This is a genomic window from Leuconostoc sp. JNUCC 76 (assembly GCF_053667755.1).
The window spans coordinates 696,891-710,703 of the sequence record NZ_CM132206.1; the positions used below are offsets into that span (position 1 = coordinate 696,891).

A 13,813-nucleotide genomic window follows, 5' to 3' on the forward strand; every position below is an offset into this window, starting at 1 on the left:
CATGGCTGTGAAAAGTTACATCGATGCCATCCGCGAAGCGATGGACTTGGCATTGGAAAAAGATGATGATGTGATTATCTTTGGTGAAGATGTTGGAAAAAATGGTGGCGTTTTCCGTGCCACTGACGGTCTTCAAGCTAAATACGGTGAAGATCGTGTTTTTAATACACCTTTAGCAGAATCAGGTATAGGTGGAATGGCAATTGGTTTGACCACTCAGAATTATCGACCAATTATGGAAATTCAATTCTTTGGCTTTGTATTTGAAGTAATGGATTCGATAGCAGGCCAAATGGCACGAAATCGTTTTCGGTTTAATGGTACGCGTAACATGCCAATTGTTGTCCGTTCTCCTTATGGTGGCGGAACTAAAACACCAGAAATGCACGCCGATAATTTAGAGGGTATGGTAGCACAAATTCCTGGTATCCGAGTGGTGATGCCGGCAAATCCTGCTGACGCAAAGGGACTGCTACTAAGTTCTATTGCGTCCAATGATCCAGTTGTATTTCTAGAAAATTTACATTTGTATAGATCATTGAAGGGTGATGTGCCGGAAGGATACTACACAACACCATTAGATAAAGCTGCGATCGCACGCGAAGGAGAAGATGTATCAATCATTTCTTATGGCGGTGGCGTTCCTGTTGCCTTGAAGGCCGCTGAGGAATTACCTAAGAAAGGTATTTCAGCTGAGGTGCTAGATCTTCGTACAGTTTCGCCGTTAGATATTCAATCAATTGGAGAAACAGTTGCTAAAACAGGTCGTGTGGTTGTTGTGCAAGAAGCCCAACGAATGGCAGGTATTGGCGCTGCTATTATGAGTGAAATTTCTGAACGATTTATTTTGAGTTTAAAAGCACCTATCGGTCGAGTAGCTGCACCAGACTCTGTTTATCCATTTGGACAAGCAGAAAATGATTGGATGATTAAGTCTGACGATGTTGTGGCCAAAGTAGTGGAGGTTGTAAATTATGACTGAGATTTTTAAGATGCCAGATATTGGCGAAGGTATGGCGGAGGGAGATATTACTTCTTGGCTGGTTAAAGTTGGTGATACGATAGCCGCTGATGACCCAGTCGCAGAAGTACAAAATGACAAACTGATTCAAGAAATTTTGTCTCCTTACGGTGGTAAAGTTACAAAACTTTTTGTTGACGCCGGAACAACAGTTGAGGTTGGCGATCCATTAATTGAGTTTGATGGAGACGGCAGCAGTGATAATGACTCTGATAACGGTCATGTAGCACAACCAAGTATTTCTTCGAACGCAGTGAAGACAGAGGAAAGCAGCCCAAAAAACACAGCTCCTAAGGAAACTAGCACTGTTCAAGTAGCAAACGGTCATGTGCTGGCGATGCCATCAGTACGTCATTTGGCTTATGAGAAAAATATAGATTTAACACAAGTACCAGCTACTGGTCGCCATGGCCATGTTACACTAGCAGACGTTGAAAACTTCCAAGGATCAGACAATTCAGCATCCACTCAAACGCAAACATCAACCACATCTCAAACAGAGGCGTCTGCAGCTGTTCATGAGGAAAATGAACCAGCACCAGCATTACCATTACGTGAAGGGCGTCAACCAATGGCACCGGTACGTAAGGCGATAGCTAGAGCGATGGATATGCAAGCATCTATTCCAACAGTGACGAATTTTGATTCTGTTGATGTTAGAAAATTGGTTGCCCACCGTAAGGCGTTTAAGGAAATGGCTCGTGATGACAAAGGCATACGTTTAACATACCTAGCCTATGCTGTTAAAGCGTTGGCAGCTGTAGCTAAGAAATTCCCAGAATTAAATGCTAGTGTTGACATGAAAGCACAAGAAATTGTTTACCACGATGATGTTAACATGGGCATCGCTGTGGATGCGCCTACTGGGTTGTTTGTGCCAGTCATTAAGAACGCAGATCGAAAGTCTATTTTCACAATTGCGCAAGAAATAACTGATCTTGCTGAAGCAGTTCGTGATGGATCAATTACACCTGCCCAAATGCAGGGCGGAACAATCACAATTTCTAACCTTGGTTCAGCCCGAGGTACTTGGTTTACACCAATTATTAACGGTAAAGAAGTAGCAATATTAGGATTAGGCTCAATCTTAAAGGAACCGATTGTCAATGACGATGGAGAGCTAGCCGTGGGTCAAAATATGAAATTATCATTGACCTATGATCATCGTTTGATTGATGGCATGTTAGGACAATCGGCTCTTAATTATTTGAAGCAGTTATTATCTGATCCAGCCTATATGTTGATGGAGGTGTAATTATGGTTGTTGGTGCACAAGCACGTGAAATTGATACAGTAGTCATTGGATCTGGTCCTGGTGGCTATGTTGCTGCTATTCGAGCTGCTGAACTTGGACAAAAGGTTGTTATTATCGAGCGTGATAATATTGGTGGTGTTTGTTTAAATATTGGTTGTATTCCATCAAAGGCATTAATTAATGTAGGTCATAGGTACCGTGAAGCAACCGAGGAGACTCCGTTTGGATTAACCACTTCTAGTGTCACACTAGATTGGCAACAGACACAGGATTGGAAACAAAATAAGGTAGTACACACGCTAACTTCTGGTGTAGAGATGCTATTAAAAAAGCATCATGTTGAAATTGTTAAAGGAGAGGCAGTGTTCAATGACAACGAGACCTTGAATGTTTTACAAGAGGATGGTCATGAACTATTGCAGTTTAACAATGCAATAATTGCTACAGGTTCGAAGCCGGTTGAAATTCCAACTATTCCGTTTGGTGGACGCATCGTTGATTCTACTGGTGCTTTAGCTTTTACTGAAATACCAAAGAGATTAATTATTGTAGGTGGTGGCGTTATTGGATCTGAGATTGGCGGTGCCTATGCTAATTTAGGAGCGCAAGTAACCATTATTGAGGGTTTGGACCACACACTGAACGGTTTTGATGCGGAAATGACGAAACCAGTATTAGATGATTTTAAAGCTCATGGTGTTACGGTTGTGACGTCCGCAATGGCTAAGGAAGCAACACAGACTGCTAAGGAAGTGACGTTGAGCTACGAGGCAGACGGTAAGGAGCAAAGTATTACGGGCGATTATCTCTTAGTAGCTGTGGGACGTCGCGCCAATACAGACGGTTTGGGATTGAACAATACCGATATCAAAGTAGACAGCAAAGGCTTGGTTACAACAAGCGATACAATGAAAACGAGCGTTCCGCATATATATGCCATTGGAGATGTTGTCGCAGGTCCGCAGTTGGCTCATAAAGCTAGTTTTGAAGGAAAAATAGCTGCTGCAGCCATCGCAGAAGATGCGCAGGCGCGTGATTTACATTATTCACTACCTTCTGTAGCCTATACGCAGTATGAATTAGCAACAACTGGTGAAACGCCTGAGTCAGTTAAAATAAATCATTTGGATGCAAAAATTTCAAAGTTCCCGTTTGCCGGTAATGGTCGTGCTATTTCTATGGATCAAGCTGTTGGTTTTGTGCGGCTGATTAGTGATAAAAGTAGTAATGCGTTAATTGGTGCACAGGTTGTTGGTCCCTCTGCATCGGACTTGATTTCCGAGTTGTCCTTAGCGATTGAAAATGGTTTGACAACGAAGGATATTTCATTGACAATACATCCACATCCGACACTCGGTGAAGCAATTATGGATGCAGCTGAGTTAGCCGATGGGCTACCAATCCATATTTAAGTACAAAGTGTGTGATGAGTTTAAGAATAGAAGATGTTGGGGGTAAACAATGCCAACATTTATAACAAATGATGACGTAAAACTGAATTACAATATATACGGCGATGGGCAACCAATTATTTTAGTTGCAGGTTATTCGGGCAACCAGGCTACGTGGGCGGCACAAATAGAACCGCTTAAACGGGCTGGGTTTCAGGTGATTACTTATGATCGTCGCAATCATGGTGAAAGTCAAACGGTTGATTATGGCATGCGTATGTCAAGACATGGGCAAGATTTAGCCGAGTTGATCGCAGTGCTTCATCTCAATCAAGTAGTTCTTGTAGGACATTCAATGGGTGCAAGTACAATTTGGTCCTATTTGTCACTGTATGGCGAAGCAGATGTCAAAGCTATTATTACGGAAGATCAAATGCCCAAGATTTTAAGGGATGATACTTGGCCTCTGGGGATTTTTAATGCAGATATAACAATGATATGGACGGCAGCAGAAAAGTTGCCACATACTAAATTAACGCATGCTAAAATTTCAAGTGACATCAAACGTGAACTTGCAGCGGCTTATCATCCCTTTAACTTTAAATATAATGAACCATTATTAGTAAATAGTTTTATCGAAGATTGGCGTGACATTGTTAAACGTGAACGTGTACCACATTTATTCTTGGCGGGTAAGCATTCTCCTTTATGGCCAGCTGACCACGTTTATGATTTGAAGGGTATGTCTACATTTGGTGAAGAACACATATTTGAAGAATCGGGACATATTCCACATATCGAAGAACCAGAAAATTTCACTCAAGTAACCATCAACTTTTTAAAACGCATCGATGATTAGTGGACTGATAATAGCAGAGTATGACATTAATTTGTTTTAATGGTAACATGAGATTGTTCAGGTTACGTACTATGAATAGTACTGGCTTGCGCTTTCTTTTTTATGTCTAAAATAAAATTTATAATATCCCAGAAGTTCGTGAGAGAATACTTATGAAAAAAATAAAATTAAATACACTTTTTAAATGGGCAGTCGCTTTGTTTATTTACAACCTCGTTGCTAAAACAATCATTTATTTTGCTCAAAAAACGTTACCAGATTTTTATCGAGTTGATACGAGTAGTTTAGCTTCACTGACCGACTCAGCTTCAAAATACTTAGGATCTTTATTGGGAATAATTGGGGTTTATATTGTCCTTTGGTTTATGTTCGCAGGTATTGTATTATCCTTTCTTCGACGTTCGTGGGGAGAAGAAGGCAGAAAGCATTTTACTAGGCAGTTATTGTCTTATAAATTACATACTTCAATCGCGGCATTTATTATTTTGATGATCCCGTTAGTTGAATTTGGTTTAAAAGTGCCATTTGCTCAATATCTTGCACTACCCAAAACTTTTGTTGATACGGTGAGTGGATTTTGGGCAAATACGATTTTCACAGTGTGCTATCTTCTACTGATTTTATTGTTAATTAAATTCAGACACATTGGTTATTTTGCGATTTATAAAAATTATTCCTTATTGGACGCTATCAAGATATCTGCAAGAGAGGGTATGGCCTCAGCAACACAGTTATTCTTAAAATCAATAATTCGTTTGGTGGTAGCTAGTGGCATTTGTTTTGCGTTATTATATTTTGTGCAGTTATTTGCTGATACTTTTTTTGACGTAAATAATAGACGCCTTATTGCTAACATCTTACTTGCTATTACAAGTGCGTTAATGTATGTTATTACTGCATATATCTTAAACCTGTATGTCACTCTTTTGACAATTGACCGCAAGAAAGATTCTGCAGCAAAGTTGAATGGTTCTTCAATTTTTTTGCAAGGACTCATACTCTTAGCTATTGGGGCAGGCAGTACTTTGATTTCAGGTAATTATTTTATATCGCCAAGAGAAAAATATTTAGTGATTGCACATAAAGGTGTTTCATATCCGAATGCCGTGCCAAACTCGTTAATTGCTTTGAAAAGAACTATTGCTACTCATCCTGATTACGTTGAAATCGACATTCAACCCACAAAAGATGGCGTATATGTTCTGACACACAATACTAAAGTAAAAACAGTCTCGGGGGAGACGCTTGACATATCAAAAACAAATTGGTCGACTCTGAAAAACAAAAAAGTTACGGAAGATGGGCATCGATTTTATTTAACTAGCTTTTCGAAATATATTGATTTGGCTAATAACAAAAAACAAAAATTATTAGTGGAATTGAAGTTGAATCAAACTGTAACAGATGAGCAATTAAAACAATTTGTAGCCAAATATGGCAAGCAAATGAAGGAAAATAAAAGCGAAATTCAATCAATGAACCAAAACGTTATTAAACGAATATATCAATACACTAGTTTAACTACGGGATTATTATCACCCGTTAAAAATACAGTTGATGGAAATCAAATTAGTAAATTCTATGCTATAGAATATTCAAAGGTTGATTCACATTTATCCAACCAAATTAGACACCATAACAAAGGTTTGTATAGTTGGACAGTTAACGACAAACTTGATATTGAAACGGCCTATATGATAGGTGTCAATGGTGTGATTACCGATAAACCACGAGAGGCACGGACTATTTTAAAAAATATCAGTGAAAAGTTGACTTATCGTAGAGCATTTATTTCTATGATTTTGAATCAGCAAAGTGATATTTAATTCAATCCTTTTGAGTTCTTTAAAAATAATTATGTATGCCCGTGAGGGCTTTTTATTAGCGTAATGATTTACGATATCCTGCCGCTTGGGCGTCTGCTTCGCTATTAAAATAAACAGCGTTGCTATTGTTCATATAGTATCCAGCTTGACCAGGGACATGATAAATATGTGACTTTGAATTTCCGATAATTTGTTGACTTTCACCAGTATATGTTTTTGTTGCTGCAGATTGATTCTGTGCAGCTTGAGCTTGTGCAGATGAAGCTGCTGCTGCAGAATTAGCTGCTGCTTGAGATGACGCGGCGGCTGCCTGTGATACACTAGCTTCACTTGCAGCTTTTTGTGCAGCAGCTATTGAAGATTGTTCTGCTTCGGAACTAGCTTTGGCAGATGAAGCTGCTTCAGAACTGGCTCTGGCAGATGAAGAGGCTGCCGCAGAGCTAGCTTCTTCTGAGGCTTCTTTTTGAGCGGCTAAGTCAGCCTTTTTGTGTAATGTATTTTTGGCCGTCCCATCAGCATAATTAATAATTGCGTTTGAACTGTCATTATTTAGGTAAACGACTGTTGCACTGTCATTACCATCTTCTTCACGGTATGATTTAAGACTAATCTTAACTTTCTCTCCAGAGCTAGAATAGCCTACGTAAGCTAGGCGAATCTGTTGTGGCAAGAGTTCGTTGCCACTATACATTGGCGTAACTTGATAATCTAAACGACTTGATTTGTGTTGCTTAAGCCATTTTGTGAGGCCTCTTTCATAGTAAAGCACGGCTTTTTTATTACTAGCATTTGATTTTTTAAGTGCACCAGTATTTAGGTAAGCTGTCTCTGGGACTAAGTTTTTTGCTTCATCATTTAAGCCGCTGAATTGGAAACCAATAAGGTGTCCGCGATTGAATAGCCATGATTTACCAATAGATGCGTTGGCTTTTTTATATTTGAACTTATAGTTGTGCCAACCAACAGGATTGTAGTTTAGTTTTTTCGCTTGTTTTGCAGTTGGCTCTTCAGCATAATTGAGCTGAATATGAGCATCAACGGCACGCTTTTGACTATCTTGATCAGCTAAAACAAGTTGTTTTTCGTTTTTGAAATTAAGAGGATGCTGCTCAGCACCACTTAGTTTTTCATTCCGATAACTATCAGCAGCAACACCCAAAGCAGGATATATCGTACTAGCGGCAACCACTAACACAGCACTGATAGTTACTTTTTTTAGTAACTTTAACATAATAAATTCTCTCCCGAACAGTTTAGCGTGGATATTTAGCACGTATTCAACAATCATTTTTTAGTATTATTAAAAAATAGGAACAACTTTTTTATTTTTAAGCGTAAGCTACCATACTTTCTTAATTATAATACTTCTAAAGTGCGACATGCAAATATACTTGTGCAGACTAGTTGCTCGATATAAAAATGTATATCATAAAGGGCATTGACGAAACTTGAAATGCTGATATAATAAATATGTAAGCGTTTTCTTGTATTGAGTATTCGTTTACACAGCAATAATTTTCTGGCAATGAGTCAGATGCTCCTTAAATATGTATACTGAAATGTATACAATAAATAAGATGTGGTCACGGAAAACCATATCTTATTTTTTCAATATTTATGTTTTTCAAGTTTAATTTATTATGTTTTGATGATATAATTTAAAATGGTTGTGACCTACGATAGTTTCGAAAATATAAATGATGTAAAATTACCAATTTTATTTCAAAGTACTATTGTGGGGCATTACTGTCTGGACCATTAGCTCAGTTGGTTAGAGCAAACGGCTCATAACCGTTCGGTCGTTGGTTCGAGTCCAACATGGTCCATCTATTTATTTTAATTTAGTAGGAGCTTGTCTTCAATTGTCTTTCTGATATCGTTTTTTTATAGATATCAATCAATAAAAACGAAATAGGCTAAGAACAACCAAACGGAGTATTTTGGTTGTTTTTATTTGCTACTATTTTAAGTGAAAGAAGGATATGCTAATGAGTCAAGATATTGATTACGATATACTGAGAAAAAATCAGCAAGAAAACCATGCCAATGCTTATTTGAATAAAGGCTTGCGATTATTTGGTGCTGTGCCTATGATAACTATGGGGGTAGACACTAAGGATTATATGACCGAGAGTGGTTTTTATTCAGATAAGCATTGATAATAGAAAATGAAAAAGTCAGCCAGGTTAGTTTCTGGTTGATTTTTATTTTCATAAAAAGTAGGTGCTGAATTAATTCAAAAGCATCTTAAACACCAAGAGTAGTCCAAAAATGAGAATTAGCCATTAAAAGCGTATAATATGGAGTGAATGAGAAGGAGGATGAATAATGTCAGGCATATTTTTAAAGAAATTACGCAATATTATTGGATTTGACGCTATTGTGTCAATTATTTTTGGTGCTCTGATACTTTTTTGGCCAACGCATAGTGCTTCAGTAGTAGCCGCTTTAATTGGGTTAGCTTTTATTGCAATAGGTATATCGCACATAGCATCCGTATTCGATAGAAAAGATGAAGACGGTTGGGCTCGTGTGGGTAATTTGGTCGTTGGGGCTGTCTACTTCATCGCCGGTATATTCACCTTTATAAACTTGTATGCAGCAACTACCTATTTGTTTATAATTGTTGGCTTGCTTGTTGGTATGACATGGATACTCGAAGGAATTATTGAATTTGGATCACTGAAGTATTACACACAAAAAGGATGGGCAATGTTTTCAGCTCTCATCAGTATAATTGGTGGAATCGCGTTACTATTTGCGCCTTTGCTTAGTGCAATATTCCTTTGGCAATTACTTGGAGCCTCTTTACTGGTACTAGGTATTATTAAACTGTTGCACTTCTTTGCTTGGAAAAGGTAAAACCTATTTTCCAATTACAACGCCGTCTGCTTAGATTAATTCTGAACAGACGGTTTTGTGTTATAATCAAATCAATTTTAAATTATAAAGTCTTAAACAATTTGATTAGTGACTAATGTAACAAAAAATACTATATTTAAACATAAAAGATTGCGAGGAAATCTATTTTGGCAGAAACCAAAACAGCAACAAAAAAGAAAAAAGCAGCACCACGAAAGAAATCTAAAATCAAAAAAAATCTAGTTATTGTTGAAAGTCCATCGAAAGCAAAAACAATTGAAAAATATTTGGGTCGCAACTATAAAGTAGTTGCTAGCCTTGGTCATATACGTGATCTGCCTAAATCCACCTTAGGTGTTGATGTCGAAAACGATTATGATCCTAAGTATATTAATATTCGCGGAAAAGGCGATGTTATCAAGGGATTACGCAAGGAAGCAAAAGCCGCAAAAGCCGTTTATCTGGCTTCCGATCCGGATCGTGAAGGAGAAGCAATAGCTTGGCATTTGCAGCATATTTTGGATTTGAATCCTGAACAACCTAATCGAGTTGTTTTCAATGAAATCACAAAAGATACAATTAAAAATTCCTTTAAAACACCGCGCATTATTAATCAAGATCTTGTTGATGCACAGCAAGCACGTCGTATTCTTGATCGATTAGTAGGTTATTCAATATCACCTATTCTTTGGAAAACCGTGAAGCGTGGGTTGTCGGCTGGTCGCGTGCAGTCTGTGGCCTTAGGTTTGATCATTGCGCGTGAGCGAGAGATCCAGGCTTTTCAACCAGAAGAATATTGGACGCTGGATTCTATGTTTAAAAAGAATCGCACCAAATTCAAATCAGTATTCTACGGATTTGATGGAAAAAAGCAGCCATTGCCAGACAATGCCAGTGTTCAAGAGGTGTTGAATCGGATTAAAAAAGATGACGATTTTGACATTGTTAAGGTAGATACAAAGCAACGCAAGCGTCAACCTCAACCACCATTTACAACGTCAACAATGCAACAAACAGCCAATACGCAGTTAAAATTTAGAACGCGCAAAACAATGATGGCTGCACAGCAACTATATGAGGGTATTAATCTAGGCAAGGGGTTAGGTCAAGTAGGATTAATTACTTATATGCGTACAGATTCGACGCGTATTTCATCTGTTGCAAAAAATGCTGCGGCACAATTTATTCATGATACATGGGGTGAAGAATACTCACAACATAAGCCGGTACAAGGAAAGCTGCAGGAGGGAGCTCAAGATGCCCATGAGGCTATACGACCATCTGATGTCAATCGGACGCCAGAGTCTATCAAAGATAAACTAACCCCTGATCAATTTAAGCTATATTCTTTGATTTGGTCCCGATTTGTTGCTAGTCAAATGACACCAGAAATTTTAGATACAATGGCTGTGACAATTGAACAAAACGGTGTTATTTTCAGAGCTAACGGCTCTAAAACAAATTTTGAAGGATTTACAAAAGCCTATCCAACAGCAAAAAAGAAAGATAATGTTTTGCCTTCGTTGAGCGAAGGAGACAAGGTGAGTTTGGCGAATACAGATCCTGAACAACACTTTACTTTGCCACCAGCACGTTATTCTGAAGCGACGCTAATTAAAGCCTTAGAGGAAAATGGCGTAGGGCGTCCATCAACTTACGCGCCAACTCTAGATACGATCCAACGGCGGAACTATGTTCGTATTGATGCGCGTAAGTTTGTGCCAACTGAACTGGGAGAAATTGTTCAAACAATTGTTGAAGAAAGTTTTCCTGATGTGACCAACATGAAGTTCACGGCTGCGGTTGAACATGAGCTAGATGAAGTAGAAACCGGTAATAAGCACTGGGTACCAGTAATTGATTCGTTCTTTAAACCTTTTCAAAAAGAAGTTGAAAAAGCAGAAACGTCTCTGGAAAAAATCATTATGCATGATGAATTGGCGGGAATGGATTGTGAGGTTTGTGGTGCGCCAATGTTGGTTAAGATGGGACGATACGGTAAGTTCTATGCTTGTTCACGTTTCCCAGATTGTCGTAATACAAAAGCTATTGTGCAAGAAATTGGTTTATTGTGTCCAAAGTGTCATAAGGGACAGATTGTTCAGCGGAAGACCAAAAGAGGGCGCACATTTTATGGTTGCCAGAGGTACCCTGATTGTGATTTTGTAACATGGGATAAACCAACTGAAAAAACATTAGCTGATGGTACAACGCCAAAAGATGATGAAAAGAAAGAAACAGTCAAAAAATAAAAGCCACAATACAATATTGTGGCTTTTATTTGAATTTAAATATTGATTTTTGAGGGCGTTGGTAAGAAAATCCTTCGCCTAGTTGCTCTTGTGTTGTAAATATTGAAACAAAAGCTTTTGGATCAATTTGATCAACAATACGTCTGACAGTGCTAACTTCAGAAGGATCAACTACGGCATAAACAACCCGCTGACCACGATGAGAATAACCGCCTTCAGCTTTAAGTAAACTAGTACCACGATCAAGTTCATCCATAATAGCATGTGACATTTCTTCTGGGTACTGTGTAAAGATCATAAAGGATCTTGCATCATAAGCACCTCGTTGCGTCATGTTAACAACTTGTGAAAATACAAATGATGCAATTAGTGTATACATCATGTGCACAATATCAATATAAACTAGTGATAACAGCAAAACGATAGCATCAAGTACAAACATTGTTCGACCAATAGGGATACTGAATTTTTGTTCTACAATACGTGCAACGACATCACTGCCGCCAGAAGTGCCACCGAATCTAAAGACGATACCTAGACCAAAACCAGCAATTATTCCTGCAATGATACCGGCAATGAGCATATCGTGATGAAGTGCAGGTGGTGTGGGAACTACTTGCCATAACCATAGCCACACTGATAGAGAGGTAATTCCCCAGATAGTATAAATTAACGCGCGTCTACCTAAAATTCGATAGCCAATAAAAAGAAGAGGCACATTCAATAACAAGTTAGTATAGGCAGGATTCCAATTGAAAAGTGCCCGCAAAATCAGTGTGATACCGGATATACCACCTTCAGCTAAATTATTAGGTATATTTATATTAATTAAACCCCAGCCGTACATTCCGGTGCCAAAGGCAATCATAATTAAGTCTTTAATTGAAATGCGTTCCATGTTAGTTGTCTGCATAGCCAAAACCTCACAATATCTCGTAAAATTAATCATACCATATATATGGTGGGAAATTTATCGCTTTATTTGATATAATGGTTAGTGATTAGAGGTTAATATGGCAGATTATAATAATTATAAACGACCACAATTTTATAAGAAAAAGCATCCAGTACGTAATTTTTTTATTGTGCTTGTAATTTTAATTGTTGTAGCGTTGAGTATTTTTATCTACATGAATTATTCAACAGCACAAAAAACAACCACACCAATTGAACAGAAAACCAGTACAAATAGTACAATTGAAGAAAATTCTGATTCAACTTCTGAAGATAGCAGTTCCTCGGATGACAGTGAATCAAGTGATTCTGAGTCATCGTCAAGTGAATCAAGTTCGTCGTCATCTTCAAGTAGCTCAAGTTCATCATCTTCAAGCAGTGTCGCTGATTCAGCACAATTGAAGGGCAAAAAGATTAGTGAAGCTATTGCATGGGCTAAAGAAAATAGACGTACTTATTCATGGAACATTACATCAGGTGGAAATGATGCCGTTGTTACTCAGATTACAGACGATGGACAGAATATTAGTTTTACGGCATCGGCTGAGCAATGATGGTTAAGAAGTTACTAACAATTGCTGGATCTGATTCACTTTCAGGTGGTGGGGTTCAAGCTGATTTAGCTACATTTAATGAATTTGGATACTTTGGGTTAAGTGTGATCACAGGTATTGTGACCGTAACAAAAGACAATTTTAAAATTTATCCAACTGATTTAAAAGTTATTCAAGCACAACTTGATTCAACGTTAGCATTAGATGATATTGTTGCGATTAAAGTTGGCTTACTACCCACAGTTGACATTATTGACTTAGTTGCTGAGTATTTAAAAAAAGTCAATGTGCCTATTATTGTTGATCCCGTGATGGTGTTCAAAGAAACGAGTAGCACAAATACTGATTTTTTGGTACAAGCAATAAAAAATCAGTTATTACCACTAGCCACGGTTGCAACTCCAAATTTAGATGAGGCACAATTATTGTCTGGTTTAACGATTCAGAATGTAGACGATATGAAAGTTGCGGCAAAAGTTATCGGTAGTTTTGGAGTCGAGAGTGTTGTAGTTAAAAGTGGTGCGCGACTCGCTGGTAATCAAACATTCGATCTTCTGTTTCACAATAACCACTACACGATATTTGAACAGGAAAAAGTGATGGCAAATATACCCATGAACAACGGAGCAGGCTGTACTTTTTCATCCAGCATTGCGGCTAACCTTGTAACGTCCAGTGTTACTGATGCTGTAGCGGATGCAAAAGCATTTGTACTTGCGGGTATTGAAAATGGTGTAATATTAAATAAAAATTTTGAAGTAGGCAATGTCTGGCAGGCCGCTAGGCGTCTGCGCAACAACTAAAGTAAAAGCGACAGATCAATATCTGTTGCTTTTTAT

At 38.2% G+C, this 13,813-nt stretch carries 12 protein-coding genes and 1 tRNA gene; 11 read left to right on the forward strand and 2 right to left on the reverse strand.

Annotation, left to right across the window (positions count from 1 at the left end):
* Position 1 precedes the first annotated feature (1 nt).
* The 5 genes from JNUCC76_RS03590 to JNUCC76_RS03610 all read left to right on the forward strand — a co-directional run bounded on the left by JNUCC76_RS03590 (position 2) and on the right by JNUCC76_RS03610 (position 6,352).
* A complete protein-coding gene (locus JNUCC76_RS03590; protein WP_454155871.1) occupies positions 2-982 on the forward strand; it encodes an alpha-ketoacid dehydrogenase subunit beta in 981 nt (326 codons plus the stop codon).
* Entirely contained in the window at positions 975-2,276 is a 1,302-nt protein-coding gene (locus tag JNUCC76_RS03595; protein ID WP_454155873.1) for a dihydrolipoamide acetyltransferase family protein, read from the forward strand. The genes JNUCC76_RS03590 and JNUCC76_RS03595 overlap by 8 nt, the downstream gene beginning before the upstream one ends.
* A gap of 2 nt (positions 2,277-2,278) precedes the next feature.
* Positions 2,279-3,688 (forward strand): dihydrolipoyl dehydrogenase, encoded by a 1,410-nt coding sequence (gene lpdA / locus JNUCC76_RS03600; RefSeq protein ID WP_454155875.1) that lies wholly within the window; start codon positions 2,279-2,281, stop codon positions 3,686-3,688.
* Positions 3,689-3,737: 49 nt separating this feature from the next.
* Entirely contained in the window at positions 3,738-4,526 is a 789-nt protein-coding gene (locus tag JNUCC76_RS03605; protein WP_454155877.1) for an alpha/beta fold hydrolase, read from the forward strand.
* Positions 4,527-4,678: 152 nt separating this feature from the next.
* Positions 4,679-6,352, forward strand: a complete 1,674-nt coding sequence (locus tag JNUCC76_RS03610) for a glycerophosphodiester phosphodiesterase family protein (protein WP_454155879.1) — start codon at positions 4,679-4,681, stop codon at positions 6,350-6,352.
* Positions 6,353-6,407: 55 nt separating this feature from the next.
* Here JNUCC76_RS03610 and JNUCC76_RS03615 read toward each other — a convergent pair whose 3' ends face one another.
* Positions 6,408-7,583: a DNA/RNA non-specific endonuclease gene (locus tag JNUCC76_RS03615; protein ID WP_454155880.1), complete on the reverse strand. Its 1,176-nt coding sequence runs from the start codon at positions 7,581-7,583 to the stop codon at positions 6,408-6,410.
* A 521-nt stretch (positions 7,584-8,104) separates the two neighbouring features.
* On the opposite strand from JNUCC76_RS03615, the gene JNUCC76_RS03620 reads away from it, so the two are divergent.
* From JNUCC76_RS03620 to topA, 4 genes are all read left to right on the forward strand, one after another.
* Positions 8,105-8,178 (forward strand) — tRNA-Ile (locus tag JNUCC76_RS03620).
* 162 nt (positions 8,179-8,340) lie between these two features.
* The gene (locus tag JNUCC76_RS03625; protein ID WP_454155882.1) at positions 8,341-8,511 is read left to right on the forward strand and encodes a hypothetical protein; all 171 of its coding nucleotides are present in this window, start codon (positions 8,341-8,343) and stop codon (positions 8,509-8,511) included.
* Between the two features lie 169 nt (positions 8,512-8,680).
* Complete coding sequence (locus JNUCC76_RS03630) at positions 8,681-9,214, forward strand: HdeD family acid-resistance protein (protein WP_454155884.1); 534 nt, start codon at positions 8,681-8,683, stop codon at positions 9,212-9,214.
* Between the two features lie 167 nt (positions 9,215-9,381).
* On the forward strand, positions 9,382-11,466 hold the full coding sequence (gene topA, locus JNUCC76_RS03635) for a type I DNA topoisomerase (protein WP_454155886.1): 2,085 nt from the start codon (positions 9,382-9,384) through the stop codon (positions 11,464-11,466).
* Between the two features lie 25 nt (positions 11,467-11,491).
* Here the strand turns inward: topA and JNUCC76_RS03640 are convergent, their stop codons facing one another.
* Positions 11,492-12,379 carry a YitT family protein gene (locus JNUCC76_RS03640; protein WP_454155888.1) on the reverse strand — a complete coding sequence of 296 codons (888 nt, stop codon included), beginning with the start codon at positions 12,377-12,379 and terminating at the stop codon, positions 11,492-11,494.
* 100 nt (positions 12,380-12,479) lie between these two features.
* Between JNUCC76_RS03640 and JNUCC76_RS03645 the strand changes: the two genes are divergently transcribed.
* Both JNUCC76_RS03645 and JNUCC76_RS03650 read left to right on the forward strand, forming a co-directional pair.
* Positions 12,480-12,974, forward strand: coding sequence for a hypothetical protein (locus JNUCC76_RS03645; protein ID WP_454155889.1), 495 nt, complete (start codon positions 12,480-12,482; stop codon positions 12,972-12,974).
* Entirely contained in the window at positions 12,974-13,777 is an 804-nt protein-coding gene (locus JNUCC76_RS03650; RefSeq protein WP_454156509.1) for a bifunctional hydroxymethylpyrimidine kinase/phosphomethylpyrimidine kinase, read from the forward strand. Before JNUCC76_RS03645 ends, JNUCC76_RS03650 begins: the two co-directional genes overlap by 1 nt.
* The last annotated feature ends 36 nt before the right edge of the window (positions 13,778-13,813 follow it).

Bases quoted from the DNA above. Each gene is read 5' to 3' on its own strand.
- JNUCC76_RS03590 (WP_454155871.1), top strand. From the start codon at position 2: ATGGCTGTGAAAAGTTACATCGATGCCATCCGCGAAGCGATGGACTTG.
- JNUCC76_RS03595 (WP_454155873.1), top strand. From the start codon at position 975: ATGACTGAGATTTTTAAGATGCCAGATATTGGCGAAGGTATGGCGGAG.
- lpdA (WP_454155875.1), top strand. From the start codon at position 2,279: ATGGTTGTTGGTGCACAAGCACGTGAAATTGATACAGTAGTCATTGGA.
- JNUCC76_RS03605 (WP_454155877.1), top strand. From the start codon at position 3,738: ATGCCAACATTTATAACAAATGATGACGTAAAACTGAATTACAATATA.
- JNUCC76_RS03610 (WP_454155879.1), top strand. From the start codon at position 4,679: ATGAAAAAAATAAAATTAAATACACTTTTTAAATGGGCAGTCGCTTTG.
- JNUCC76_RS03615 (WP_454155880.1), bottom strand. From the start codon at position 7,583: ATGTTAAAGTTACTAAAAAAAGTAACTATCAGTGCTGTGTTAGTGGTT.
- JNUCC76_RS03625 (WP_454155882.1), top strand. From the start codon at position 8,341: ATGAGTCAAGATATTGATTACGATATACTGAGAAAAAATCAGCAAGAA.
- JNUCC76_RS03630 (WP_454155884.1), top strand. From the start codon at position 8,681: ATGTCAGGCATATTTTTAAAGAAATTACGCAATATTATTGGATTTGAC.
- JNUCC76_RS03640 (WP_454155888.1), bottom strand. From the start codon at position 12,379: ATGCAGACAACTAACATGGAACGCATTTCAATTAAAGACTTAATTATG.
- JNUCC76_RS03645 (WP_454155889.1), top strand. From the start codon at position 12,480: ATGGCAGATTATAATAATTATAAACGACCACAATTTTATAAGAAAAAG.
- JNUCC76_RS03650 (WP_454156509.1), top strand. From the start codon at position 12,974: ATGGTTAAGAAGTTACTAACAATTGCTGGATCTGATTCACTTTCAGGT.